The sequence below is a fragment of the Bacillus sp. SN1 genome (assembly GCF_002796895.1).
Lineage (GTDB): Bacteria > Bacillota > Bacilli > Bacillales > Bacillaceae > Bacillus > Bacillus inaquosorum.
In genome coordinates, this window is the sequence record NZ_PHIE01000002.1 from 59,549 (window position 1) to 85,481 (window position 25,933).

General features: G+C 46.0%; 23 protein-coding genes, 4 tRNA genes and 2 pseudogenes. 22 read left to right on the forward strand and 7 right to left on the reverse strand.

Annotated features, from left to right (window positions below; translation table 11 throughout):
* Positions 1-24: 24 nt before the first annotated feature.
* The 3 genes from CVV77_RS09035 to CVV77_RS09045 all read right to left on the reverse strand — a co-directional run bounded on the left by CVV77_RS09035 (position 25) and on the right by CVV77_RS09045 (position 3,666).
* Entirely contained in the window at positions 25-2,124 is a 2,100-nt protein-coding gene (locus tag CVV77_RS09035; RefSeq protein WP_100275198.1) for an ArnT family glycosyltransferase, read from the reverse strand.
* Between the two features lie 117 nt (positions 2,125-2,241).
* Positions 2,242-3,450 carry a CynX/NimT family MFS transporter gene (locus CVV77_RS09040; RefSeq protein ID WP_100275199.1) on the reverse strand — a complete coding sequence of 403 codons (1,209 nt, stop codon included), beginning with the start codon at positions 3,448-3,450 and terminating at the stop codon, positions 2,242-2,244.
* A 72-nt stretch (positions 3,451-3,522) separates the two neighbouring features.
* The gene (locus tag CVV77_RS09045) at positions 3,523-3,666 is read right to left on the reverse strand and encodes a YycC family protein (protein WP_003236536.1); all 144 of its coding nucleotides are present in this window, start codon (positions 3,664-3,666) and stop codon (positions 3,523-3,525) included.
* Positions 3,667-3,786: 120 nt separating this feature from the next.
* On the opposite strand from CVV77_RS09045, the gene CVV77_RS09050 reads away from it, so the two are divergent.
* Positions 3,787-3,990 carry a hypothetical protein gene (locus tag CVV77_RS09050; RefSeq protein ID WP_019260010.1) on the forward strand — a complete coding sequence of 68 codons (204 nt, stop codon included), beginning with the start codon at positions 3,787-3,789 and terminating at the stop codon, positions 3,988-3,990.
* A 47-nt stretch (positions 3,991-4,037) separates the two neighbouring features.
* On the opposite strand, the gene CVV77_RS09055 is transcribed toward CVV77_RS09050, so the two are convergent.
* Positions 4,038-4,238: a DUF2188 domain-containing protein gene (locus tag CVV77_RS09055; protein WP_003236532.1), complete on the reverse strand. Its 201-nt coding sequence runs from the start codon at positions 4,236-4,238 to the stop codon at positions 4,038-4,040.
* A gap of 169 nt (positions 4,239-4,407) precedes the next feature.
* Between CVV77_RS09055 and dnaB the strand changes: the two genes are divergently transcribed.
* From dnaB to CVV77_RS09125, 15 genes and pseudogenes are all read left to right on the forward strand, one after another.
* Complete coding sequence (gene dnaB / locus CVV77_RS09060) at positions 4,408-5,772, forward strand: replicative DNA helicase (protein WP_003226923.1); 1,365 nt, start codon at positions 4,408-4,410, stop codon at positions 5,770-5,772.
* A gap of 117 nt (positions 5,773-5,889) precedes the next feature.
* Positions 5,890-6,309, forward strand: coding sequence for a VOC family protein (locus tag CVV77_RS09065; RefSeq protein ID WP_019260009.1), 420 nt, complete (start codon positions 5,890-5,892; stop codon positions 6,307-6,309).
* Between the two features lie 205 nt (positions 6,310-6,514).
* Entirely contained in the window at positions 6,515-7,807 is a 1,293-nt protein-coding gene (gene purA, locus CVV77_RS09070) for an adenylosuccinate synthase (RefSeq protein ID WP_088111718.1), read from the forward strand.
* Positions 7,808-8,031: 224 nt separating this feature from the next.
* A tRNA-Lys gene (locus tag CVV77_RS09075) sits at positions 8,032-8,107 on the forward strand.
* Between the two features lie 9 nt (positions 8,108-8,116).
* Positions 8,117-8,188: transfer RNA gene (locus tag CVV77_RS09080), tRNA-Glu, on the forward strand.
* Positions 8,189-8,269: 81 nt separating this feature from the next.
* Positions 8,270-8,346: transfer RNA gene (locus CVV77_RS09085), tRNA-Asp, on the forward strand.
* A gap of 35 nt (positions 8,347-8,381) precedes the next feature.
* A tRNA-Phe gene (locus CVV77_RS09090) sits at positions 8,382-8,454 on the forward strand.
* A gap of 383 nt (positions 8,455-8,837) precedes the next feature.
* Positions 8,838-9,545 (forward strand): cell wall metabolism DNA-binding response regulator WalR, encoded by a 708-nt coding sequence (gene walR, locus CVV77_RS09095; RefSeq protein ID WP_032731843.1) that lies wholly within the window; start codon positions 8,838-8,840, stop codon positions 9,543-9,545.
* Positions 9,546-9,552: 7 nt separating this feature from the next.
* Positions 9,553-11,388: a cell wall metabolism sensor histidine kinase WalK gene (walK, locus tag CVV77_RS09100; protein WP_003236524.1), complete on the forward strand. Its 1,836-nt coding sequence runs from the start codon at positions 9,553-9,555 to the stop codon at positions 11,386-11,388.
* Positions 11,378-12,745 (forward strand): WalRK two-component regulatory system regulator WalH, encoded by a 1,368-nt coding sequence (walH, locus tag CVV77_RS09105; RefSeq protein ID WP_084994232.1) that lies wholly within the window; start codon positions 11,378-11,380, stop codon positions 12,743-12,745. Before walK ends, walH begins: the two co-directional genes overlap by 11 nt.
* Complete coding sequence (walI, locus tag CVV77_RS09110) at positions 12,732-13,574, forward strand: WalRK two-component regulatory system regulator WalI (protein ID WP_084994056.1); 843 nt, start codon at positions 12,732-12,734, stop codon at positions 13,572-13,574. The genes walH and walI overlap by 14 nt, the downstream gene beginning before the upstream one ends.
* 20 nt (positions 13,575-13,594) lie before the next feature.
* Positions 13,595-14,389 (forward strand): MBL fold metallo-hydrolase, encoded by a 795-nt coding sequence (locus CVV77_RS09115; RefSeq protein WP_100275200.1) that lies wholly within the window; start codon positions 13,595-13,597, stop codon positions 14,387-14,389.
* An 81-nt stretch (positions 14,390-14,470) separates the two neighbouring features.
* Positions 14,471-15,673 (forward strand): serine protease HtrC, encoded by a 1,203-nt coding sequence (gene htrC / locus CVV77_RS09120; RefSeq protein ID WP_100275201.1) that lies wholly within the window; start codon positions 14,471-14,473, stop codon positions 15,671-15,673.
* A gap of 19 nt (positions 15,674-15,692) precedes the next feature.
* A pseudogene (locus CVV77_RS22355) lies at positions 15,693-15,817 on the forward strand (hypothetical protein); the annotation flags it as partial.
* 8 nt (positions 15,818-15,825) lie between these two features.
* Positions 15,826-16,605, forward strand: a pseudogene (locus tag CVV77_RS09125) (sensor histidine kinase); the annotation flags it as partial.
* A 5-nt stretch (positions 16,606-16,610) separates the two neighbouring features.
* Here the strand turns inward: CVV77_RS09125 and rocR are convergent.
* Positions 16,611-17,996: an arginine utilization regulatory protein RocR gene (rocR, locus tag CVV77_RS09130; RefSeq protein ID WP_003236508.1), complete on the reverse strand. Its 1,386-nt coding sequence runs from the start codon at positions 17,994-17,996 to the stop codon at positions 16,611-16,613.
* A 238-nt stretch (positions 17,997-18,234) separates the two neighbouring features.
* Between rocR and rocD the strand changes: the two genes are divergently transcribed.
* From rocD to rocF, 3 genes are all read left to right on the forward strand, one after another.
* Positions 18,235-19,440, forward strand: coding sequence for an ornithine aminotransferase (gene rocD, locus CVV77_RS09135; protein ID WP_033882758.1), 1,206 nt, complete (start codon positions 18,235-18,237; stop codon positions 19,438-19,440).
* Positions 19,441-19,663: 223 nt separating this feature from the next.
* Positions 19,664-21,067, forward strand: a complete 1,404-nt coding sequence (locus CVV77_RS09140; RefSeq protein ID WP_084994074.1) for an amino acid permease — start codon at positions 19,664-19,666, stop codon at positions 21,065-21,067.
* Between the two features lie 73 nt (positions 21,068-21,140).
* The gene (gene rocF / locus CVV77_RS09145) at positions 21,141-22,031 is read left to right on the forward strand and encodes an arginase (protein WP_003236498.1); all 891 of its coding nucleotides are present in this window, start codon (positions 21,141-21,143) and stop codon (positions 22,029-22,031) included.
* A 35-nt stretch (positions 22,032-22,066) separates the two neighbouring features.
* Here rocF and CVV77_RS09150 read toward each other — a convergent pair whose 3' ends face one another.
* Positions 22,067-22,183, reverse strand: coding sequence for a Phr family secreted Rap phosphatase inhibitor (locus CVV77_RS09150; RefSeq protein ID WP_003219133.1), 117 nt, complete (start codon positions 22,181-22,183; stop codon positions 22,067-22,069).
* Entirely contained in the window at positions 22,184-23,281 is a 1,098-nt protein-coding gene (rapG, locus tag CVV77_RS09155) for a response regulator aspartate phosphatase RapG (protein WP_100275202.1), read from the reverse strand.
* A gap of 110 nt (positions 23,282-23,391) precedes the next feature.
* Here rapG and CVV77_RS09160 point away from each other — a divergent pair, with 110 nt between their 5' ends.
* The 3 genes from CVV77_RS09160 to CVV77_RS09170 all read left to right on the forward strand — a co-directional run bounded on the left by CVV77_RS09160 (position 23,392) and on the right by CVV77_RS09170 (position 25,930).
* Positions 23,392-23,862: a GNAT family N-acetyltransferase gene (locus CVV77_RS09160; protein ID WP_100275203.1), complete on the forward strand. Its 471-nt coding sequence runs from the start codon at positions 23,392-23,394 to the stop codon at positions 23,860-23,862.
* Between the two features lie 156 nt (positions 23,863-24,018).
* Positions 24,019-24,756 (forward strand): YiiX/YebB-like N1pC/P60 family cysteine hydrolase, encoded by a 738-nt coding sequence (locus tag CVV77_RS09165; RefSeq protein ID WP_100275204.1) that lies wholly within the window; start codon positions 24,019-24,021, stop codon positions 24,754-24,756.
* A gap of 10 nt (positions 24,757-24,766) precedes the next feature.
* Entirely contained in the window at positions 24,767-25,930 is a 1,164-nt protein-coding gene (locus tag CVV77_RS09170) for a hypothetical protein (protein WP_100275205.1), read from the forward strand.
* Positions 25,931-25,933 lie beyond the last annotated feature (3 nt).

Consider the following 25,933-nt stretch of genomic DNA (forward strand, 5'->3'; position numbering starts at 1 on the left):
TTGGAATGCTCCAAGCCTCTTTTTTTATTCCACGAGATAAAGAGTTTGCTGGCTTTCTCCGCCAGGTCCTCTTCTCATGCCTTGCTGGCTGCTGTTTGTGCTGCTGAAGGAACTGCTGTACTCGTCAGAGGATATTTCTTTTCCGTTTTTCTTAATCCAGGAAACGAGTTCGCTGTTACCTGAGTTATTTCCTGACAGAAGGAAGTATTTCACTTTGCCTTCTTTGACCAGCTTTTTCAGTTCAGACACAGTCAGAATAGGATCTGTGCCGTTAAATCCGCCCATTGCCATAACGGATTCATTTTCATGAATGATGTAAGGCGCAGCCGTTACAGTTGTTAAAGTAGCAAATAGATACTCTTCGCCGGTATTGTGCTTTCTCAGATAGGACAGGAGGCCGGTGTCAACCTCTGAGGAGAACATGTTCCCGCCGTTTGCTGAGCTTTTGAGCTGCGGGCCCGATTCAGGAAGGACGCTGTTGCCTCCGTATAGAAGCGGCGTAGCTGACCAATAGACCGGTGCGAGCAGCAGAACGCATAAGCTGATGATGGTCAGCTGCTTGCTGAACGGATGGCTGCGTTTAAGCATCAGAAGCGCAAGGGTGGTGCCGAGTCCTGAGAGTCCCAGGACATACATCCATACACTGCCGATTTGGCTTGTATAAGCGCTCAGAATATACACCTGGAACGCGGCTGTGATCAGAACAGCTGCCGGCAGCAGGCAGCTGGCCCAGTCTTTATTGTTTTTGTATAAGCGGTACATCGTATACCATCCGATACCGGAAAGTGCGGCAATCGGAGGTGCCAGCATTATTAAATAATACTGGTGAAAGAATCCTGCGATGCTGAAGAAACCAGCCACTGGAACGAGCCAAGCCGCCCAGAATATCGTTTCTTTCATTTCAGCTGCCTGTACGCGGCGATCACGGTACCAGCTGACGATTCCGCCCAGCAATCCGATCAATGCGAATGGAAGCATCCAGCTGATTTGGCCGGAGAGTGCCGATTGGAAGAGACGAAGCGGTCCTGCATCGCCTGTGCCGAACATATTCATGCTTTTTCCGCCACCACCGCCAGGCCCTCCCTTTCCAGGTCCGCCACCGCTTATTGGTGGTGTGCCTCCGCCTCCATTGGAGGTGCCGTTTTGTCCGCTAGGCGGCTGAGGCGCCTGTGAATGATTCCCGAATGATTGATTGCCGTTTTGATTAGCGGCACTTCCGTCAAGCTTGCTGTTTCCGTTCTGAGAGGAAGATGATCCGCTTCCGTTTGGCGCCTGCGTGGTATTTTGACTCTGCATCTTCCCGCCGCCAGCTGCATTCACTTCACCCCTTGCAAGGCCAGTGGTTTGTCCAAGCAGCCGCTCGGTGCCGTTGTAGCCGAAGGCCAGTTCTAGTACTGAGTTTGTCTGGCTGCTTCCTACATATGGCCGGCTGGAGGATGAGGTTGAATCCACCACAACCGCCCATGAGATCGAAAGGCCTGTCAGAAGGACAAGAGACAGAATCAGAGACCCGATTTTTTTCTTCAGAGAAACCCGAGATGCAATCAGGTAGAATAACACAAATGCAGGCAATACCATAAACGCTTGCATCATCTTCATGTTAAAGGCGAGCCCAATCAGGGCAAATGCCGTCAGCAGCCAAATCAGCTTACCTTGTTTCACTGCTCGAAGCAGGCAAGCTGAACCGAGCAATAAGGTAAAGACAAGCATACTGTCGATATTGTTTGTCCGGCTGACGGCAACTGCGATAGGCGTCAGTGCCATAACAAGTGCGGCAATGCGAGCCGCTCCAATTCCAAAGGCCGGTTTGATCATTCTGTAGAGTAGGAATACAGATCCAACTCCGGAGAGAGCCTGAGGAAGGATTACACTCCATGTGTGAACGCCGAAAATCAGTGCGAAAATCGTTTGAATCCATAACACAACAGGCGGCTTATCCACTGTTACAAATCCGGAAGGGTCAAATGACGCATAGAAGAAATTGTGGAAGCTTTGCGTCATGCTTTTCACAGCCGCCAAATAGTATTGGTTCGCTGTGTCATCCTGCCAAATGTGATACGTATTCAGAAAAGCCGCTGTAAGCAAAATAAGAATAAGGACTAAGTCGAATCGATTGGTTTTCATCGTTTTTCACCTCTTTATGGTGTCTTATTGTAAAAAAAAAATATGAAAAACTTATGAATAAACCATAAATATTCGAAGAATTTCATAGAAAAAAGCGGAGAGATCTTCCCCGCTTTTTTATGCTGAATTTCTTTGTTTCTCTGTCTGAAGAATGTATCGATCCCGTCCGGCTCCCAGCCCGGCTGCACCCATTACGATCAGGGCAGCAATCAGAAGCACAATCGGCATTGTCCATGAATGCGTCTGGTCAAAAAGATAGCCGACAAAAATTGGACCGACGGCTGCAAGCAGGTAACCGAATGACTGAGACATGCCTGACAGTGCCGCGGCTTGCTGGGCATTTTCACTGCGGAGACCAATCAAGGTGAGCGCCAGACTAATGCTGGAGCCTTGTCCGATACCGATAATCACCATCCAGATGGCAAGCAGTGTATGGCTGCCACCCGCTAATAATCCGCATAGGCCGATCAGATAGACTGCGGTCAGTCCCGCAACAATGCCGCGCTGATGTTTCAAGCGATCTGCTAAAACAGGTGTCAGAAAAGTGGAAGGCAGACTAGCAAATTGCATGAGTGACACCATCCATCCGGCTGTTGACGTATCAATCCCGTGTGAACGGAGAATTTCAGGAAACCAAGCGATGCTGCTGTAGAATAAAAATGATTGGAGCCCCATAAAGATGGTGACATGCCATGCCACTTTCGAAGACCATATGGAACTTGATTGAAGCTTCATCGCCTGGTTTGCCGTATCCCGATGGCGCAGCTGAGGTATCCAAATCAGCAATGCAAAGAAAGCCAGCCCGCCCCATAAAAGAAAGGCCTGCTTCCATCCGCCATCCATCTGGGTTGCTAAAGGAACGCTGATACCCGATGCTAAAGCCGCGAATATATTCATTGATGTCGTATACAGGCTGATCATGATCCCTGATTTTTCAGGGTATTTATGTTTGATTAAGCTTGGCAAAAGTACGTTGCCAATCGCAATTCCGACTCCAATGAGTGCCGTTCCGAAAAACAAAGCGGCAGTATAGCCGGTAGAACGAATCAAAACGCCGATAAACAGTATCATGAGACCGAGCCATAAGGTTCGCTCATTTCCGAGGCGCTGTCCAACCTTAGGCGCAAGCGGAGAAAGAATGGCAAACGAAAGCAGTGGGAGTGCGGTCAAAAACCCGGCTGCCCCATTGGACATGTGCAGCTCTGCCCGGATAGCGCTGATGACTGGACCGACTGAAGTGATCGCAGGTCGTAAGTTAAACGCGATAAAGATAATGCCGGCGATCAGCCAAAACGATTGGATTTTTTTATTTTGTGGATGTGGCAAAGCAGTTACTCCTTCTTTCTAACATATACTAAATATAATTCCGTAAGATGAAAGCAAGTATGCGAACGAATGCTACGATTGTTTTTCTTCTTTCTGCAATTCAGCCATTTTGGCAAGCAGAATATGCTGAGGCATATGCATGATCTGTTCAAGCGGCAGATTTAAGGACTCTGCAAGCTTTTGTGCAGTTTCAGCGGAAATTTGCAAAGGTCTCACAAAAGATCCCTCCTCTCTTCTGTCCATTGTACAAGAATCAGGTGTGAAATGTAAGAAGATGTAACAAAGGAATGGAGCAATCCGAAAATGCCCGTTATAAAAGAGGGAAGGAGGGTTCTTATGCACGCACCGTTGTCGTTATTAAAACAAATGCTGAATGAACACCAAAAAGACACTGAGAAAGCTGTCACTTTTGAAGAATATATAGCAGTAAGGCTAAAGCTTCAGGAGCTGATGGGGAAATGTGCTTCGTTCGAAGAGTGGGATTTGTATCAAAAGGCGGCCGATCTGATGATGCACACAGGCTTCAAATGGATGAAATAAGCCGATAACCGCTAAAAAACCCCCGCTGCAGCGAAGGGTTTCATTCATTAAAATGAGTGTTCTTCTTCCACATTTTTAAACTGGTCATAAATCACAAGCTTTGCAGGGCTGTTTTCCTTTGCCACCTGTTTGGCTTTTTCAATTGCGGCGTCTTTAGATGTATACAAAGCTGTCGGCGCCACATTCTCCACCTTAATAAACCAGCCGTCCGCATCGACATTGGGTGTAACCGCATATTTTTTTATCATCTTTCATTCCTCCCTCACGTTTTATTGCGTTTTTCCCGCCCTGTTACTGTCCGAAACGATCCAATCGGCTAGCTGAAAAAAACAGGAAACAGACAATTTTTCTATTTTTTTTCTGCAGAAATGGTAGAATGGAGTTTGGAGATTTTTTAATGAGAGGACGGTGCTTAGCATGACAGACCTTCTGAATGATCGGCTTCCTCCGCAAAATATAGAAGCCGAACAAGCCGTGTTAGGCGCTATTTTTTTACAGCCGTCTGCTTTAACACTGGCTTCAGAAGTATTGATTCCAGATGATTTTTATAGAATGTCCCACCAAAAAATCTATAATGCGATGCTGGTGCTCGGTGACCGAGGTGAACCGGTTGATCTAGTGACGGTAACGTCAGAGCTTGCGAACACAGACCTGCTGGAAGAAGTGGGCGGCATTTCGTATCTGACAGATATCGCAAACTCGGTGCCGACAGCGGCTAACATAGAATATTACGCGAAAATCGTTGAGGAAAAATCGATTCTTCGCCGATTGATCAGAACAGCGACAACCATTGCTCAAGACGGGTATACCCGTGAGGATGAGGTTGAGGATTTACTCAGTGAAGCGGAAAAAACGATTATGGAAGTGGCGCAGCGCAAAAATACGAGTGCCTTCCAAAATATTAAGGACGTCCTTGTCCAAACATATGACAATATCGAACAGCTTCACAATCGAAAAGGCGATATCACGGGGATTCCGACAGGGTTTACAGAGCTTGACCGGATGACTGCCGGGTTCCAGCGCAACGACTTGATCATTGTGGCTGCCCGTCCGTCAGTAGGGAAAACAGCCTTTGCCCTGAACATCGCACAAAACGTGGCAACCAAGACCGACGAGAGCGTAGCGATTTTCAGTCTTGAGATGGGTGCAGAGCAGCTCGTTATGCGTATGCTCTGTGCCGAGGGAAATATCAATGCCCAGAATCTCCGTACCGGTAACCTGACGGAAGAGGATTGGGGCAAGCTGACGATGGCGATGGGAAGCCTGTCGAACAGCGGGATTTACATCGATGATACGCCGGGGATTCGCGTGAGTGAAATCCGCGCCAAGTGCCGCCGCTTGAAGCAGGAAAGCGGACTTGGCATGATTTTGATCGACTATCTGCAATTGATTCAGGGAAGCGGACGTTCAAAGGATAACCGTCAGCAGGAAGTATCAGAAATTTCCCGTGAACTGAAGTCGATCGCCAGGGAGCTGCAAGTCCCTGTTATCGCGCTTTCTCAGCTTTCTCGGGGCGTTGAGCAGCGTCAGGATAAACGTCCGATGATGTCTGATATCCGGGAATCAGGAAGTATCGAGCAGGACGCGGATATTGTTGCGTTCCTTTATCGTGATGACTACTATGACAAAGAAACCGAGAATAAAAATATTATCGAAATCATTATAGCCAAACAGCGTAACGGCCCGGTAGGAACCGTGTCTCTTGCGTTCGTAAAAGAATACAATAAATTCGTCAACCTGGAACGGCGTTTTGATGACGCAGGTGTTCCGCCTGGCGCATAACCCCCAAGAGCTGATCTTGGGGTTTTTTTCATTCGAAAGACGGAAGAAATACTGTCCGCTCAGCCGATGTAAATTTGAAAGCGTTTTAATAAAATGGTGCAAAAAGGAGATGGTAATATGGGAAATCGTTTTTCATATTTTCATGCAGCGCAAATACGGATTGCGCGGCCTACGGGCCAGCTTAATGAAATCATTCGTTTTTATGAAGAAGGGCTGGGCTTGAAACGAATAGGAGAGTTTTCGGAGCATAATGGGTATGACGGTGTCATGTTTGGCCTCCCTCATGCCGATTATCATCTCGAATTCACCCAGCATGAGGAGGAAAGCAGTGCCCCTGTTCCTCACCCCGACAGCCTCCTCGTTTTTTATGTGCCGAATGCGGATGAACTGACAGCGATCACTTCAAGGCTGAGACACATGGGCTATCAAGAGGTCGAATCAGAGAATCCGTACTGGAGCCATGGCGGCGTGACGATAGAGGATCCGGATGGATGGCGAGTCGTTTTTATGAATACAAAAGGAATATCAGGCAAGTGATTCTTTTTTGTGCTAAAGGATGAAAGTTTCATGAGCTTTTTATGACAAAACGGTGAGAAAACGCTTATAAAACGAATGAAAGCGAACGAATATAGATTTACAATAATTTAATGTTCGGATTTACAATTGACTTTCTGTTTCTTCACTGATAAACTTGATTTGTTTGAATAGAATCGTTTTGAAAGGTTAACGGAGGTGCACGGACATGTCTTCAGTAGTTGTAGTAGGTACGCAATGGGGCGATGAAGGAAAAGGTAAAATCACAGATTTCCTGTCAGAAAATGCAGAAGTGATCGCCCGTTATCAAGGCGGAAATAACGCAGGGCATACAATCAAGTTTGACGGAGTCACATACAAGCTTCACTTAATCCCGTCAGGAATTTTCTATAAGGATAAAACGTGTGTGATCGGAAACGGAATGGTTGTAGATCCGAAAGCATTAGTCACAGAGCTTGCGTATCTTCATGAGCGCAAAGTCAGTACAGATAACCTGAGAATCAGCAACAGAGCTCATGTCATTCTGCCGTATCATTTGAAATTGGATGAGGTGGAAGAAGAGCGAAAAGGGGCCAACAAGATCGGCACAACGAAAAAAGGGATCGGCCCTGCTTACATGGATAAAGCAGCCCGCATCGGAATTCGCATCGCGGATTTGTTAGACCGTGACGCGTTTGCGGAGAAGCTTGAACGCAATCTTGAAGAAAAAAACCGTCTGCTTGAGAAAATGTATGAGACAGATGGATTTAAAATTGAGGATATCTTAGACGAATATTATGAGTACGGCCAGCAGATTAAAAAGTATGTTTGCGATACATCTGTTGTCTTAAATGATGCTCTTGATGAAGGGCGCCGTGTATTGTTTGAAGGCGCGCAAGGGGTTATGCTCGATATTGACCAAGGAACATACCCGTTTGTTACGTCATCTAACCCGGTTGCCGGCGGTGTCACGATCGGTTCTGGTGTCGGCCCGACCAAAATCCAGCATGTTGTCGGTGTATCAAAAGCATATACGACTCGTGTCGGCGACGGTCCTTTCCCGACTGAACTGAAAGATGAAATCGGCGATCAAATCCGTGAAGTCGGACGCGAATATGGAACAACAACAGGCCGTCCGCGCCGTGTCGGCTGGTTTGACAGCGTTGTTGTCCGCCACGCCCGCCGTGTGAGCGGAATTACAGATCTTTCTTTGAACTCAATCGACGTTTTAACAGGAATTGAAACGCTGAAAATCTGTGTGGCGTACCGCTACAAAGGCGAAATCATTGAAGAATTCCCAGCAAGCCTTAAAGCACTTGCTGAATGTGAGCCGGTATATGAAGAAATGCCGGGCTGGACTGAGGATATTACAGGTGCGAAGAGCTTGAGCGAGCTTCCGGAAAACGCGCGCCACTATCTTGAGCGTGTGTCTCAGCTGACAGGCATTCCGCTTTCTATTTTCTCTGTCGGTCCAGACCGTTCACAAACAAATGTCCTTCGCAGCGTGTACCGCGCGAACTAAATAGAATATGCTTGCAAGCCCCTGATATAGGGGCTTGTTTTTTTGTTTGAAAGCCGCAGATAAGTTGGTCTGAGAAAAAAATATGAAAAAAAACCAAAAAAGTTATTGCCACTTCTATTTGTTCGTGATATTATAAATCTCGTTGTTACGGAAACTGCTTCAATAGAGTACAAGATGAGAACATAATCCAAGTCGTTTGCTCTATGGAAATTCCGACATCTTAAGAGCCATTAGCTCAGTTGGTAGAGCATCTGACTTTTAATCAGAGGGTCGAAGGTTCGAGTCCTTCATGGCTCACCATTTCGTGAAGGCCCGTTGGTCAAGCGGTTAAGACACCGCCCTTTCACGGCGGTAACACGGGTTCGAATCCCGTACGGGTCATTGATTTACTTTAGCGTTATTGCTAAATTCCTTATTTGTCTGTGAGAGCTGACACGACAGCTCTCCGGGCAATTACTGTAAGGTCCGGTAGTTCAGTTGGTTAGAATGCCTGCCTGTCACGCAGGAGGTCGCGGGTTCGAGTCCCGTCCGGACCGCCATTTTACTTTACTTAGTAGAGAAAAATAAAACATTTGGCTCGGTAGCTCAGTTGGTAGAGCAACGGACTGAAAATCCGTGTGTCGGCGGTTCGATTCCGTCCCGAGCCACTTACCAAACGCATCTGCAATCGTAGGTGCGTTTTTTCTTTTAGGAAAAAGGCAAACATGAGGAGTGTTATAATAGAAGAAAAAGGGAGAACCGGCCCTGTGGCCGGCTCAAAGAAGAAGACGTCATTGATAAAGACGCACTCCGGTGAGGGGAGGTTTCAGTAAAGTTATCTTTTTTAAAAAAAGTTGACCAGCATGACAAAAGATAAACAATTGGAGGATAAAGGTGAAACATGTGTTTTTTTCTAAACCTTTATTTTTTTTATCTTTTGACCTTAAACCGTTATAATAGACAAGGACCCATTGTTTACATGGGCCATAAGTGATGAAACGAATGTTATATAGATGAAATGAAGTTATTCGGCAGGAGGAAAATCAAAATGATGGATAAAAAGATCCTTGTAGTAGATGATGAAAAACCGATTGCAGATATATTGGAATTTAACTTAAGAAAAGAAGGCTATGAAGTGCACTGTGCCCACGACGGAAATGAAGCCGTTGAAATGGTAGAAGAGCTTCAGCCTGATTTAATTCTTTTAGATATTATGCTTCCTAATAAAGACGGCGTTGAAGTGTGCCGTGAAGTCAGAAAGAAATATGATATGCCGATCATTATGCTGACGGCAAAGGATTCAGAAATTGACAAGGTCATCGGGCTTGAAATCGGCGCTGATGACTATGTCACAAAACCATTCAGCACACGCGAGCTTCTGGCACGTGTAAAAGCGAACCTGCGCCGTCAGCTGACAACAGCGCCTGCGGAGGAAGAGTCGTCCTCTAACGAGATTCATATCGGCTCTCTCGTCATCTTCCCTGACGCATATGTCGTATCAAAACGAGATGAAACAATCGAATTGACTCATCGTGAGTTCGAATTGCTTCATTATTTAGCAAAACATATCGGACAAGTGATGACACGTGAACATTTGCTTCAAACCGTTTGGGGATATGATTACTTCGGCGATGTCAGAACGGTTGACGTAACAGTCCGCCGGCTTCGTGAAAAAATCGAGGACAACCCGAGCCATCCAAATTGGATCGTCACACGCCGCGGCGTAGGTTATTACTTGAGAAACCCAGAACAGGACTAATGCCCATATGAATAAGGTTGGTTTTTTTCGGTCGATCCAATTTAAGATTACCTTGATTTATGTGCTTTTGATTATCATTGCAATGCAAATCATTGGTGTGTATTTTGTCAATCAGGTAGAGAAGTCGCTGATCAGCTCTTATGAACAATCGCTGAATCAGCGAATCGACAACCTTTCTTACTATATCGAACAAGAATATAAAAGCGATAATGACAGCACCGTCATCAAGGATGACGTCAGCCGTATTTTGAATGACTTCACGAAAAGTGATGAGGTTCGGGAAATAAGTTTTGTAGATAAAAGCTATGAAGTGGTCGGTTCTTCAAAACCGTATGGTGAGGAAGTTGCAGGGAAACAAACGACCGATCTGATCTTTAAAAGAATTTTTTCTACTAAACAATCGTATTTAAGAAAGTACTATGACCCGAAAAGCAAAATCAGAGTCCTCATTTCCGCGAAGCCTGTCATGACTGAAAACCAAGAGGTTGTCGGCGCGATCTATGTTGTCGCGAGTATGGAAGAGGTCTTTAACCAAATGAAGACCATCAACACGATACTGGCTTCCGGCACTGGTTTGGCACTCGTTTTGACGGCCCTTCTCGGTATTTTTCTGGCAAGAACCATTACCCATCCGCTTTCAGATATGAGAAAGCAGGCGATGGAGCTTGCGAAAGGGAACTTCTCGAGGAAGGTTAAAAAGTATGGGCATGATGAAATTGGGCAGCTCGCCACCACGTTTAATCACTTAACGAGAGAGCTTGAAGATGCCCAGGCGATGACGGAAGGAGAGCGCAGAAAGCTTGCCTCTGTTATTGCCTATATGACAGACGGCGTTATCGCCACAAATCGAAACGGAGCGATTATTCTCTTAAACAGCCCGGCGCTCGAGCTGCTGAACGTTTCACGTGAAACAGCCTTAGAAATGCCGATTACGAGCTTGCTGGGGATTCAAGAGAATTATACATTTGAAGATTTAGTAGAGCAGCAGGATTCTATGCTGCTTGAAATTGAGCGCGATGATCAATTAACGGTGCTTCGCGTAAACTTCTCTGTGATTCAGAGGGAACATGGCAAAATCGATGGTTTAATTGCTGTCATTTACGATGTAACCGAGCAAGAGAAAATGGATCAGGAACGCAGAGAATTCGTTGCGAATGTATCACACGAGCTGCGGACGCCGCTCACGACAATGCGAAGTTATTTAGAGGCGTTAGCTGAGGGTGCGTGGGAAAATAAAGACATTGCCCCGCGTTTCTTAATGGTGACGCAAAATGAAACAGAGCGTATGATCCGGCTTGTCAATGACCTGCTTCAGCTTTCGAAATTTGACAGCAAGGATTATCAATTCAACCGGGAATGGATTCAGATTGTCCGGTTTATGTCGCTTATTATTGACCGTTTTGAAATGACAAAAGAACAGCATGTGGAATTTATCCGTAATCTGCCGGACAGAAATCTGTACGTCGAGATTGACCAGGATAAAATTACGCAGGTGCTCGATAATATTATTTCCAACGCTTTAAAATACTCACCGGAAGGCGGACATGTCACGTTCTCCATTGATGTAAATGAAGAGGAAGAACTCCTCTATATCAGCGTCAAGGATGAAGGGATCGGAATTCCGAAAAAAGATGTCGAAAAAGTCTTTGACCGCTTCTACAGGGTTGATAAAGCGAGAACGAGAAAGCTTGGCGGGACCGGTTTGGGGCTGGCGATTGCCAGAGAAATGGTTCAGGCGCACGGCGGAGATATTTGGGCGGACAGCATAGAAGGAAAAGGCACGACGATTACATTTACTCTTCCATATAAAGAGGAACAAGAGGATGATTGGGATGAAGCGTGAAAATATAAAAACGATATTACTTACGGTACTCGTCGTCATCAGTCTTGTTTTTACGTGGGGGATATGGACGTTCCAGCCAAACTTTTCTGAAGGCTCATCATCAACAGAGTCTACTGTGCGTGAGAAGCATAAAATCGAAAAAAACACCCAAAAGCTGTCTGAAACGGTAAGGCCAAGGGAAATGTTTATCCATGATGACGGCGCTCATTATAAAGTGGAAGATGAAGCTCTCTATGAAGAAGTCTGGTCTGACTTGCCGCATTGGGATGTAAAAGGAATTAAAGATATCTCTGATCAGTATGACAAGGTTGGATTCAAGAGCTGGTTTTATGGAATAGGCGGTTATGAAGCGAAGCTTGACTTGCAATTCAGTGACACGATTCCTATTGATATATTCCAAACGCTGTTTAAATGGTCTAATCAGTCGTTTGAATACAGTTCGTTTGATCATATTCTGATTCCGTTCAATGAAACAAAAGCGAACAAGAAAATTTATTTGGTGTCTTACAGCAAACAGCTCATTCTGGAAGTGACCGTTGAATCGGCAAACTACCGGAACATTATGAACGACTTGGAAAACAGGCAATCAAACATGCCGGCGTACAGTTTGTTCTCAATTGGCTCTAAAAAAGAATTCCTGCTGCCGAACAAACCGCTTACGATGGACAAAAAAGAATTTGTCACAGAATCGATTAAAACAAACACCTTTAAGCAGGCTTTGTTCAGCGATCCGAGCATTGTAAGGGAAGATTCGAATTACAACAACAGAAATGTCCTGACAGATGGGATCAGCCGGTTAGATGTGAATCTAAGCCAGCGCCAGGTGCAATTCCAGCAGCGCAATTTAGTGCAGAGCACATCCTATCAAACAGGTGAATTAATCAAAAAGAGCCAAAAATACCTTGAGGATACGGGAAGCTGGACGGATCACTATCAATTTTTCAATATCAATGACAGCCAGCAGCTGAGCTTCTATATCTTTATGGATCAGATGCCGGTCATTAACAGCACTGCCAAACCGTTCGGAGCGACATCAGCGATTACGGTGCAGTGGGCGAACGATGATATTCTCAGCTATAAGCGGCCGAATTACAGTCTCGGAACGAACCCGATTAAAACAAGTGAGACAGAGCTGATGAGCGGCAGCGAGGTGAAGATGCTGCTCTCTAAACAAACCGCTTATGATACGGACAAAATTGATCAGATCTTCCTTGCTTATCAATTGGTATCAACATCAACCAACGATGATCCTCTTGTTGAACTGGAACCGGTCTGGGCGATGAAAGTAAATGGAAAAATTGTGCCGATCACAAAGGATTTATTAATGAAGGAGGGGGCAAACAGTGGAGTGGAATAAGACAAAATCAATCTTCATCGTTGCCTTCCTCATTTTAGATATTTTCTTAGGCTATCAGTTTTTTCAAAAATGGCAGGCGACCAGCAAGGAATATGAGGTCATTAAAAATGATGTCGAGCATGATATGAAGGCCGACCATATCACGTATGAAGGCCTGAATAAGGAAGCGACAGAAGGCTACCGGATCACAGCAAATCAAAAGACCTTCACCAAGGAGGAAATTGAGGCGCTGAAGGATCAAAAGCCTTTGATGGACATGCCTAGTGATGATCATAAAGTAACGAGCCTGAAAATGAAGTTCACGAATCCGATCGCCCTATCAAAGAAGAATATCGAGGACGATGCTCAGACGCTTGTTTCTTCGAACATCCAAGATGGCGAAAAATATAAGCTTTGGAAGGTTGATAAATCGAAGAAAGAAATTGTTTTCTTCCAAACGTATGAAGGCCATTATATTTACCAGAAGACCGACAATTCCTCTAATATGATCGGGCAAGTGGTGCTGCACTTAAACGCTAAAAACGAGGTTGTGTCGTACGACCAGACAACGCTTGAGACCTTTAAGCAAATTCAGAAAGAAAGCTTAATCACGGAAATGGATGCGGTTGAGCTATTGTACTATCAAAATCAGCTAAAAGAATACTGCACGATAAAAAGCGTCAAATTCGGCTACGTAGCACAATATCCGCTGACAAGTACGCAGGTGCTGGCACCGGTATGGAGAATTACGGTCGAGTACGATAAAAAAGTGAACGGTGAGAAAAAGACAGTACAAGAGTATTTTACTGTGAATGCTTTGGAGAGTACGATTTTAGATACAGATCAATGAAAATAATGGAGTGAACAGACATGAGCTTGCAATTTAGCGTACTTGCGAGCGGGAGTACGGGAAATGCGTTTTACCTCGAAACAGAGGATCACGCATTTTTAGTGGACGCCGGTTTGAGCGGGAAAGCCATGGATGGGCTGATGGCGCAGATCGGGCGTAAGCTGGATGATGTAGACGGCATTTTTGTGACGCATGAGCATAGTGACCATATTAAGGGACTCGGTGTGGTCGCCAGAAAGTACAAGCTTCCGATCTATGCGAATGAGAAGACATGGAAAGCGATGGAGAACCAGATCGGCAAAATAGACACCGATCAAAAATTTGTGTTTCCGATGGAGACGGTGAAGTCGTTCGGCGGACTTGACGTGGAATCGTTTGGCGTCTCTCACGACGCGGCGGAACCCATGTTTTATGTATTCCATTATAACGGCCGAAAGCTCGCATTAATGACAGATACGGGATACGTCAGCGACCGGATGAAAGGGATCATCCGCTCAGCGAATGTGTTTGTGTTTGAAAGCAATCACGATGTCGGTATGCTGCAAATGGGAAGATACCCGTGGAGCATTAAGCGGCGGATTTTAAGTGACGTGGGGCACGTTTCAAATGAAGATGCGGCCTTGGCGATGACCGATGTCATTGGCGATGAGACGTCACGAATTTACCTGGCACATTTGAGCCAGGACAACAATATGAAGGAGCTGGCGAGAATGTCTGTGCAGCAGACATTAGCTTCTAAAGGGTTTGTGGCGGGTGAGACATTTGATTTGTATGACACCGATCCGAAGAAGGCCACGCCGCTTTGCGCTGTATAATTTTTCTATGTAAATCATGACTATTATAGGAGTTTCTAACCCACAATATAACCATATTAACGTTCTTGGAAAGGATGGAATATGGTGGATTACGATCGTGAGGAAGAACAGACTACTCCTGAACAGCCAAAGAGAAGCAAAAAAGGATATTTCCTTTCTAGTCTGATTGGCGTGATTGTCGGTGCCGTATTAATGGCGTTTATCATGCCTTACCTGTCAAATGAAGGGTTAGATACGGGTGCCTTAGATCAGCAGCAGAACAACAATGGCCAAGAATCAATCAGGACGGTGAATGTCAGTGTCAACAACGCCGTCACCAAGATTGTCAGCAATGTGTCGTCCGCCGTTGTCGGTGTTGTGAACATCCAAAAATCAGATATTTGGGGAGAGAGCGGCGAGGCTGGGAGCGGCTCAGGCGTCATCTATAAGAAAAATGACAACTCCGCTTATGTCGTGACCAACCATCATGTCATCGAGGGCGCTTCCCAAATTGAAATCAGCCTGAAAGACGGCTCGCGTGTATCAGCTGACCTTGTCGGCAGCGACCAGCTGATGGACCTGGCTGTTTTACGGGTGAAAAGCGATAAAATAAAAGCAGTCGCCGACTTCGGAAATTCAGATAAAGTGAAATCAGGGGAGCCGGTTATTGCGATTGGCAACCCGTTAGGCCTTGAGTTTGCAGGCTCTGTCACACAGGGGGTCATCTCAGGTACGGAGAGGGCAATTCCAGTGGATTCAAACGATGACGGACAGCCTGACTGGAACGCAGAAGTCCTGCAAACAGATGCGGCCATTAACCCTGGGAACAGCGGCGGCGCTTTGTTAAATATGGACGGGAAAGTCATTGGCATCAATTCAATGAAAATTGCCGAGTCGGCGGTTGAAGGGATTGGCCTGTCGATTCCGTCTAAGCTTGTGATTCCGGTGATAGAGGATCTGGAGAAATACGGCGAAGTCAAACGACCGTTCCTTGGCATTGAAATGAAATCGCTAAGCGACATCGCAAGCTATCATTGGGATGAAACACTGAAGCTTCCTAAGGATGTCACCAATGGCGCGGTTGTGATGGGTGTAGACGCCTTTTCACCTGCCGGAAAAGCAGGGCTTAAGGAACTGGATGTCATCACGGAATTTGACGGACACAAAGTAAATGATATTGTTGATCTGCGGAAACGGCTTTATCAGAAAAAAGTCGGTGACCGGGTGAAGGTGAGGTTTTACCGCGGCGGAAAAGAAAAATCCGTTGATATTAAGCTCTCCTCCGCAGACCAATTAGGAAGTTAACAAAAGCAGTCTGGCACCGTTGCCAGACTGCTTTTTTATGCAAAAAAACTGAACGAGGGTCACGCCCGTTCAGTTGAAAAAGGATATATCGAATATGAAGAAAAATACAAGATGGGTGTTACACGTGAAACAGCAGGCAATGCCTGTCAGCACTTCCTGTTTATCGAAAACAAATGGAAATCGATACGCTTGCCATTTCGTTTAATCGCATGCTGGAGCGGATTGAAACGTCATTCAAAGCAGAAAAAGAAGCGAAGGAGCGCATCCGGCAATTTGTATCAGACGCTTCGCATGAACTGAGAACGCCTTTAACATCCATACACGGCTTTATAGAAGTGCTGCTGCGGGGCGCAGCGCTTCAGCCGGAGCAGAGAGAAAGAGCGCTGAATAGTATGTATGAAGAATCGAAGAGAGCCACTCGGCTGATAGAGGATCTGCTGTTTTTGGCAAAAATCGATCGGGTGCCGAGCTTTGAAATGAAGAGAGGCGATCTCGATTCGCTTATAAGGGAAATGGAGCCGCAGCTCAGTCTGCTTGCGAAAGAAAGAAAACTGCAACTGCTGCTTGAGGATCATGCTGAAGCGGTGTTTGACGGGGATAAAATGAAACAGGTCATTTTGAATTTGGTTTACAACGCGGTGCAGTATACGGATGAGAAAACCGGTGCCATCACCATCTCGCTGCAAAAAAACGATGACGGCGCCATGCTGATGATAGCGGACAACGGCACAGGCATCGCACCGGAGCACTTGCCGCATTTATTTGACCGGTTTTACAGGGCAGACCCATCCCGTTCCCGAAAATATGGAGGTTCGGGATTGGGGCTTGCCATTACAAAGTCGATTATCGACAGCCATAATGGGACGATTGACGTCAAAAGTGAAATCGGCAGAGGCACTGTTTTTCTGATCAGGCTTCCTGCCGCAGAATAGGGCTGTTACTCGGCAGGCGAGTGGGAAAATTTCTTCAGCCGATATTGAAGGCTTTGTCTGCTGATGCCAAGCTCCTGAGCAGCTTTCGAGATGTTATGGCCGTGTTTTCTTAACACGTTCTCAATCACATATTTTTCGAAGCTCTCCATTTTTTCTTTTAAGTCCGCGGCCGGTTGGTGTCTTGGTGCTTCAGGCTCTGGGGTATCAGCCGGTTTGATTTTCATGCGGTATTGATAGGGCAGATGGGAAGCCGTAATCGTTTGCTCATCCGTCATGAAATTCATTGCGCCTTCGATCATATGCTCAAGCTCCCGAATATTTCCCGGCCAGTCATAAGACATGAAAAATTGCTTCACGTCTTCGCTGATGTGTTCGACATTCATTTGGAACAGATGGTTGTTTTTTTGGATAAACTCTGACGCGAGAAGCAAAATGTCTTCTTTCCGTTCCCGAAGCGGCGGGATGATCAGTGTTACGACGCTCAGCCTGTAATACAAGTCCTTCCGCATCCGTTCACCCGCAATCGCATCAATCGGGTCTTCGTTCATCGTGGCAATAATACGCACGTCAATCGGCGTATCCTTTGTCGAACCGATGCGCCTGATTTTCCGTTCTTGAAGGGCGCGCAGCAGTTTTGCCTGAAGACTCAGGTTCAGCGAGTTGATTTCATCTAACAGCAGCGTGCCGCCATGGGCTTGTTCAAACAGGCCGGGCTGATCTACAGCGCCGGTAAATGCGCCTTTTTTCGTTCCAAACAAAATGCTTTCCACAAGGCTGTCTGGCAGCGCCGCGCAGTTTTGTGAAATAAACGGGCCCCCTGAGCGGTCGCTGCCATTATGGATGCTTTGCGCGAACAGCTCTTTTCCCGTGCCGGTTTCGCCTGCGAGAAGGACAGATGATGATGTGCGTGTTGCCCGCTTGGCGTTTTCGATGACGTCTTGAATGGCCGGGCTGGTGCCGAGAATGCTGTCAAATGTATAGGTTGTGCTGCCTTTTTTGTTCATATTTTCCCTGATCAGCCGTTCAAGCTTTGTCACATCCTTGGCAATTTCGACTGCGCCCCTGATTTTGCCGTCTTGGACGATGGGATATGTATGATTGATCGTCGTGATTTCCTGACCTTTATTATTGAAGTAGCTCTGCTTCACATTTTTAATTGTTTTGCCTTCCTGAAGAGCCTGTACCAGGGTGCTGTCCTGTTGTTTCGAAAACATAAACACATCCATCAGGTTTTTATTCAGGACGTCATGCTTCTCCATATCTTCAATCTGCATCATTTTGTTGTTATAAACGATCGTGTTTCCATGCTCGTCTACCACGTGCAGGCCAACATCGATTTCATCCAAAATGCTCTGAAAAACCAATGTGAGGAATTCGCTGTCTTTGACCACTGTATAAACCTCCCTCAATTATTTTTAATATTGCTTCTATTTTATAAAAGAATGGAGGGGATATGCAAAAGAATTTTGCACTTGCTGAAATTTTTGCTTGAAATATCAGAATGTTTTTGCACCTTGTCCTCGAAAATTGTAGAAAACACACGAAATCTTGATTTGGCACAGAACTTGCATTTATAAAAAGGGAAAGCAGGATAACATGTGGAAACAGAAAACAAGGGGGAATTCAAATATGCCAGCTTTATCTAAATCCAAGGAAATTATTGATCAGACGTCTCATTACGGAGCTAACAATTATCATCCGCTCCCGATTGTTATTTCTGAAGCGCTGGGTGCTTGGGTAAAGGACCCGGAAGGCAATGAATATATGGATATGCTGAGTGCTTATTCTGCAGTAAACCAGGGTCACAGACATCCAAAAATCATTCAGGCATTGAAGGATCAGGCTGATAAAATCACCCTCACGTCGCGCGCGTTTCACAACGATCAGCTTGGACCGTTTTACGAAAAAACAGCTAAGCTGACAGGCAAAGAGATGATTCTGCCGATGAATACAGGAGCTGAAGCGGTTGAATCTGCGGTGAAAGCGGCGAGACGCTGGGCTTATGAAGTAAAAGGCGTTGCAGACAACCAAGCGGAAATTATCGCATGTGTCGGGAACTTCCACGGCCGCACAATGCTGGCGGTATCTCTTTCTTCTGAAGAAGAATATAAACGAGGATTCGGCCCGATGCTTCCGGGAATCAAACTCATCCCTTACGGCGATGTGGAAGCGCTTCGTCAGGCCATTACGCCGAATACAGCGGCATTCTTATTTGAACCGATTCAAGGCGAAGCGGGCATTGTCATTCCGCCTGAAGGGTTTTTGCAGGAAGCAGCGGCGATTTGTAAGGAAGAGAATGTCCTGTTTATTGCGGACGAAATTCAGACGGGTCTTGGACGTACAGGCAAGACGTTTGCCTGTGACTGGGACGGCATTGTTCCGGATATGTATATCTTGGGTAAAGCGCTTGGCGGCGGTGTGTTCCCAATCTCATGCATTGCGGCGGACCGCGAGATATTAGGCGTGTTTAACCCGGGCTCACACGGCTCTACATTTGGCGGGAACCCGCTGGCATGTGCAGTGTCTATCGCCTCATTGGAAGTGCTGGAGGATGAAAAGCTGGCGGATCGTTCTCTTGAGCTTGGTGAATACTTTAAAAGCGAGCTTGAGAGCATTGATAACCCTGTCATTAAAGAAGTCCGCGGCAGAGGGCTGTTTATCGGTGTGGAATTGACGGAAGCCGCACGTCCGTATTGTGAGCGTTTGAAGGAAGAAGGGCTTTTATGCAAGGAAACGCATGATACAGTCATTCGTTTTGCACCGCCGCTAATCATTTCCAAAGAGGATTTGGATTGGGCGATAGAGAAAATTAAGCACGTGCTGCAAAACGCATAAATCCGCACCATGGCGGGATATTCACTTCGTTTGTATAAATTTACAACAGAAAAATCAGCACTCCCTATTTGCTCAGCTACAGTATTTTAGTATAATGTATCTTTATGAGAAGAAGTGAATTTTATATTAAATAGATAGAGACTCTTTGGACAGCAAACTGGGATACGCACCATGTAGATGTTCCAGCTTAGATCCAATACAAGTTGCTGAAGGGGTGCAGAATGTGAATACTAACCAGGATAACGGAAATCAGCTCCAGCGGACGATGAAATCACGCCACTTGTTTATGATTTCATTGGGCGGAGTGATCGGAACCGGTTTCTTCCTTGGAACCGGGTTTACCATAAACCAGGCGGGACCGCTCGGCGCGGTTCTGTCCTATTTAGTGGGAGGCTTTATCATGTTTTTGACCATGCTCTGCTTAGGAGAGCTGGCAGTCGCCTACCCTGTGTCGGGATCCTTCCAGACCTATGCGACAAAATTTATCAGCCCGGCTTTCGGGTTTTCGTTCGGCTGGCTGTACTGGCTCGGCTGGGCGGTTACATGCGCCATTGAATTCTTATCAGCGGGGCAGCTGATGCAACGTTGGTTTCCGCACATAGACGTGTGGATCTGGTGTCTGGTATTTGCGGCACTGATGTTTGTATTAAATGCGATCACCACAAAAGCCTTTGCAGAATCTGAATTCTGGTTTTCAGGCATTAAAATTTTGATTATCCTTTTATTTATTATTCTTGGCGGAGCCGCCATGTTTGGCCTGATTGATCTGAAGGGCGGAGAGCAGGCGCCGTTTTTGACGCATTTTTATGAAGACGGGTTATTTCCGAACGGCATAAAGGCAATGCTGATTACGATGATTACCGTGAACTTCGCGTTCCAGGGAACTGAGCTGATCGGAGTTGCAGCCGGAGAAAGTGAAGACCCTGAAAAAACGATTCCGCGGTCCATCAAACAGACAGTATGGAGAACGCTTGTCTTCTTTGTGCTTTCAATCATTGTCATTGCCGGCATGATTCCGTGGAAACAGGCGGGAGTCGTGGAAAGTCCATTTGTTGCCGTATTTGAGCAAATCGGAATTCCATATGCCGCTGATATTATGAACTTTGTTATATTGATTGCGCTGTTATCTGTTGCGAACTCAGGTTTATACGCATCGACACGTATCCTGTACGCGATGGCGAATGAAGGACAGGCCTTCAAAGCGCTGGGCAAAACAAATCAGCGCGGTGTGCCGATGTACTCGTTAATCGTAACGATGGCTGTGGCCTGCCTGTCACTTCTGACAAAATTTGCGCAGGCTGAAACCGTATATATGGTGCTATTATCATTGGCGGGCATGAGCGCACAGGTAGGCTGGATTACGATTTCGCTTTCTCAAATCATGTTTAGACGCAAATATATCCGTGAAGGCGGCAAGGTAGAAGATTTGAAATTCAAAACACCGCTGTATCCGGCGCTTCCGCTGATCGGATTGACGTTAAATACGGTCGTTCTCATCAGTCTTGCATTTGATCCGGAGCAGCGTATCGCGCTGTATTGCGGCGTACCGTTTATGGTCATTTGCTACATCATTTATCATGTCGTCATTAAAAAACGCCAGCAGGCAAATCGTCAGCTAGAGCTTTAAAAACGTTGTCCGTAAGTCATCTTTGTTATAACCCGCATAGGACATTATCTTATATGTTGAGGTGGAATCACAGATGGATAAAACGATTTCGGTTATTGGAATGCCAATGGATTTAGGACAAGCACGACGCGGAGTGGACATGGGCCCGAGTGCCATCCGGTACGCCCATTTGATCGAGAGGCTGTCAGACATGGGGTATACGGTTGAAGATCTCGGTGACATTCCGATCAACCGCGAAAAGATTAAAAATGACGAGGAACTGAAAAACCTGAATTCTGTTTTGGCGGGAAATGAAAAACTGGCTCAGAAGGTCAACCAAGTCATCGAAGAGAAAAAATTCCCGCTTGTCCTGGGCGGCGACCACAGTATTGCGATCGGCACGCTGGCAGGCACAGCGAAGCATTACGATAATCTCGGCGTCATCTGGTATGACGCGCACGGCGACCTGAATACACTTGAAACATCACCATCAGGAAATATTCACGGCATGCCGCTTGCCGTCAGCCTTGGCATCGGCCACGAGTCATTGGTTAACCTTGAAGGCTACGGGCCTAAAATCAAACCGGAAAACGTCGTCATCATCGGCGCCCGGTCACTTGATGAAGGAGAGCGCAAGTATATTAAGGAAAGCGGCATGAAGGTGTACACGATGCACGAAATCGACCGTCTCGGTATGACAAAGGTGATTGAAGAAACCCTTGATTATTTATCAGCATGTGACGGCGTCCATCTCAGTCTTGATCTGGACGGACTTGATCCGAACGACGCACCGGGTGTCGGAACCCCTGTCGTCGGCGGCATCAGCTACCGGGAAAGCCATCTGGCTATGGAAATGCTGTATGACGCAGGCATCATCACCTCAGCTGAATTCGTTGAGGTCAACCCGATTCTTGATCACGAAAACAAGACTGGACAAACAGCAGTAGAGCTCGTAGAATCCCTGCTAGGGAAGAAATTGTTGTAATAAGAAAACCCCCGCATCCCGCGGGGGTTTTTCATTTAGCCAATCATTTTCTCAGCGACTTTCATCTCCTGTGAATGGGTTTGATGGTCCGCAATAAACCATCCTGATAAAATTACCGCTGCGACGCCTGCACCAATCAGAAATTTTTTCATTTATATAACCTCCGTTCGTTTGATCAGTTCTTCAATTTGTAAGGCTTCATAAAAAAAGTGGGCAGCTTCTTTGTAAAGCTCATGCTCCCTATACCGTTCGCCAGCCAAAATGGAAAGTTCTCTTACACTGTCATACTCTTTCTCGGACACCAAATCATCCATATGTTGTTTGCATAAGTGAAACGTTTCCGCATGACCTCCTTTTGCATAAATGGCATATAAAATATCTATTTTTGCCTCACATATTCTATTCGGCTCGACAGTCAATTTTTCCTTCGCTTCTTGGTAATAAGATACAGCCTGTTCGTACTTTTTGATTTTAAACAGCTCTCGTATCAGCAAGTAGACAGAATGATAGTAATAGGCAGAGCGGGCGTATTCTTCGTTCTGTAAGGCCTTTTCTAATTTCGAGACCGCTTCTTCTGATTTGCCGCTTTGCGCATGGAGAAGTCCGAAGTTATGCAAAAGCTGGGCTTCAAAAAAATGATCCTCTAATTCTCTCGTGATCCTAATCGCTTCGTCCAAATACGTTTCAGCTTCTTCAAACTGGCCCACCTCGGTAAAATTGCCTGACATGGTGATCAGTGCTGAGGCCAGTTTCTTTTTATAATCGGCCTCTTCCCTGAATGTTTTGACCGCTTGCCGTGTATGATTGAGAGATACAATATTTTGCCCCAGCTTATAATAGAGCTTTCCGACCTTCAGGTGAAATTCGGCTTTTTCAATCGGATCGGGGATGTTGCCGAGATACTGCTCAGCCTCTTTATACAGCCCAATGGCAATGTCATAATTATTTTTATAGGCTTCATACATGCCTTCAAACAGAAAAAAGTAATATTTCAGCATGTCTGACGTAGCATTCATATGGGAAGGCTCTTCATGCTGAAAGCCCTGTCCTCTCGCTTCGTGAAGCAAAACCTTGTGGCGCAGTTCCAATAAGGAGAAGTAGGCAAGCACCTCCTGATCCTCTTCCATGTCATCCAATAAAGGCTTCACTTCTTCAAAACAACGGGCGGACTCTTCAACTTCATGTTTCTTGATCGCAAGGTACCAATCGTTGAGCATGTTAGCGATTTCTGCGGGTGCAATTTTATTCATGTGAAACTCCTTTCTCTAGTGACTTATCAATCTCAGTTGCTTATTCTGATAGTAACACCTCTTTCTATTTTATGTAAAATCCTCTAGTCAATATATGAAGGAGAGATGATATGACAATCATACTGACCCCTATGCAGACAGAAGAATTTCGGTCTTATCTCACGTACACAACAAAGCATTACGCCGAAGAAAAGGTAAAAGCGGGAACATGGCAGCCTGAAGACGCTCTGCATCTGTCTAAGCAGACCTTTTCTAATCTTCTTCCGAAAGGTCTGGAAACACTTCATCACCATGTATGGAGCCTTACGCTGAATGAAAAGGAAAGCGTTGGCTGGCTTTGGATCCATGCTGAGCCGGAGCATCCGCAGAAGGAGGCGTATATTTACGATTTCGGATTATATGAACCATATCGGGGCAAGGGATATGCAAAGCAAGCATTAACGGCTTTAGAACAGACGGCTCGCAGCATGGGAATTCGGAAGCTATCCCTCCACGTCTTTGCCCATAATCAGACGGCGCGGAAGCTATACGAGCGAACCGGATTTCAAGAAACGGACGTGGTGATGAGCAAGAAGCTTTAACGAAAAGGGCCCTGATAAAGGCCTTTTTCTGCGGACAGCCTTCTGTAAATGATTTCTAAAAATTCTGTAAATAACCTAGTTACTTTCCTTATTTTCCTAATATAATGTGGGTGAGGAAAACACCTTTCCTACATTCACAAGAAAAGAGGAGATGTAATGAAGTTGAAGAAACGGGTGTCAATGTTTTTGGTAGCGCTTACAATGTGCGTCGGCCTGTTTGTTTCTCCCGCGAAAGCCGTAAAGACCACAAACTATGCTGAAGAAATCGCCGCGCTGCAGCCAGGCACGACACCAGAAGAAATCATGAAGTCCGCCAGCCAGATTGCCAAACAGCAACACGTAAAGCAAGACGTCATTCTGAAACAGTTCTATAAGGAAATCACAGCTGATAAAGCTGAGGGAGACCGGCTTGCCAAGGAAAGCGGCATGTCCATCATGGGCGGGTCGTCCGGCACGAAAAAACTCCCGACAAGTGCGAAAGGCAATATCTATTACACCAACTCCTACACAGCCTACTACAATCATGGCCACGTCGGCATGTACTCCGCCGCTGACAAAATTGTGGAATCTGTCCCGAGCGACGGCGTCAGGCAGATCGCTTACAATGCCAGAGACGTGGAAGACAACTCCATCGTACAAACAGTCAGCGTCACCTCATCTCAAAAAACATCTGCTGCCGACTGGGCGGTATCAAAAGTCGGCGACCCATACTCATTTAACTTCGTCAATAATAGAAATACCGGCCATGACGGCGCCAAAAACTGTTCAAAGCTCCTATGGTCCGCCTTTTTGCTGAAAGCAGGCATTGATATAGACAGCAACGGAGGCTTAGGCGTGTATCCGCGCGACATCACCAGCTCTTCCTATACGACAACCATCATGACCATTTACTAAGGAGAAGGATATGAAGAAGTGGATGATCGCCATCGCCATGCTGATTCTCGCAGGAATCGCGCTATTTGTCTTCATTTCTCCTCTCACAAGCCATAAAGCGGTGAGTCAGCAGGATCTTAGAGACCCTGATTTTCTGGATGACAAGGACATTTTGCTGTATCTCTCAACCTCTGCGGATCAAGATACATTTGGCGGCGGGAAAAGCTACGCCCTGTTTATCGGCCGGGACGGGTCACTGTCTTCCTTTAAGATGAAGGGCCTTGAGCTGGGATCAGCCAAGGTTCACGGCGACAGTGTGATGCTAGAGGATAAAAACACGATTTACACGATCAAAGACGGCTTGATCTCCCATAAAAGAACCTATCAGCACACAGGCGACAGCGCAGGCTTTCTGCAAAACACGGACGGCTTTTACACCTTATACAACTCCGGCTACGACAAAAAGGGAGACGGGTACCGTTCAGAGTTGTACCGCCAGATGGACGGAGAGTGGAAAAAAGACATCATCCCCTACTACATCCGAGCCTCCGGTTTTCATAACGGCGCCATTTACGCACTCATCCCGACAGCTGACGAAAAAGGCTATCAGCTCCTCCAGATTCAAGCAGATCAAAAGAAGCTCACTTATCACAAGATAACGGAATGGCAGTACCGGGAAGGAGCCTCAGTCGAATCCCAGCTTGCTGTGGACGATCAAGATGTTTATTTTATGGTTCGCGGCCAAAAAGCCCGCAATCTCTATCAAATGGTCAAGATCAACAAGAAAAGCGGCGAAGTTGAGCTACACGACATCGCCGAATACAAAAACGACGAACAAACGATATACAGCTCCATGCCCTTCAGCTTCAAAAAAAGCTTTTTCTCTTATGATGAGTACCTGTACTTCATTGACGGCTTCGGAAAGGTATACAAAATCGATGCAAAGACAGGAAAAACAAGCATCGCCTTCGCCCTATCGCCAGAAAAAATGAAAGCCGATTTTAAAGAAATCACCCAAAAAGGCAGCAGCCTCTATTTCTTCACATACACGTACAACCAGCCTGCATACATTGAACAATACAGTCTGAAAACCGGAAAGAAAGTGAAGGAAAAAGAGATTGGGAAGGTAAAGGAGATCGTGACGCCGAAGAGTCATTTGAAGCTGTATGATTTTGAGGTGATGAAGGGGTTTTAAGGT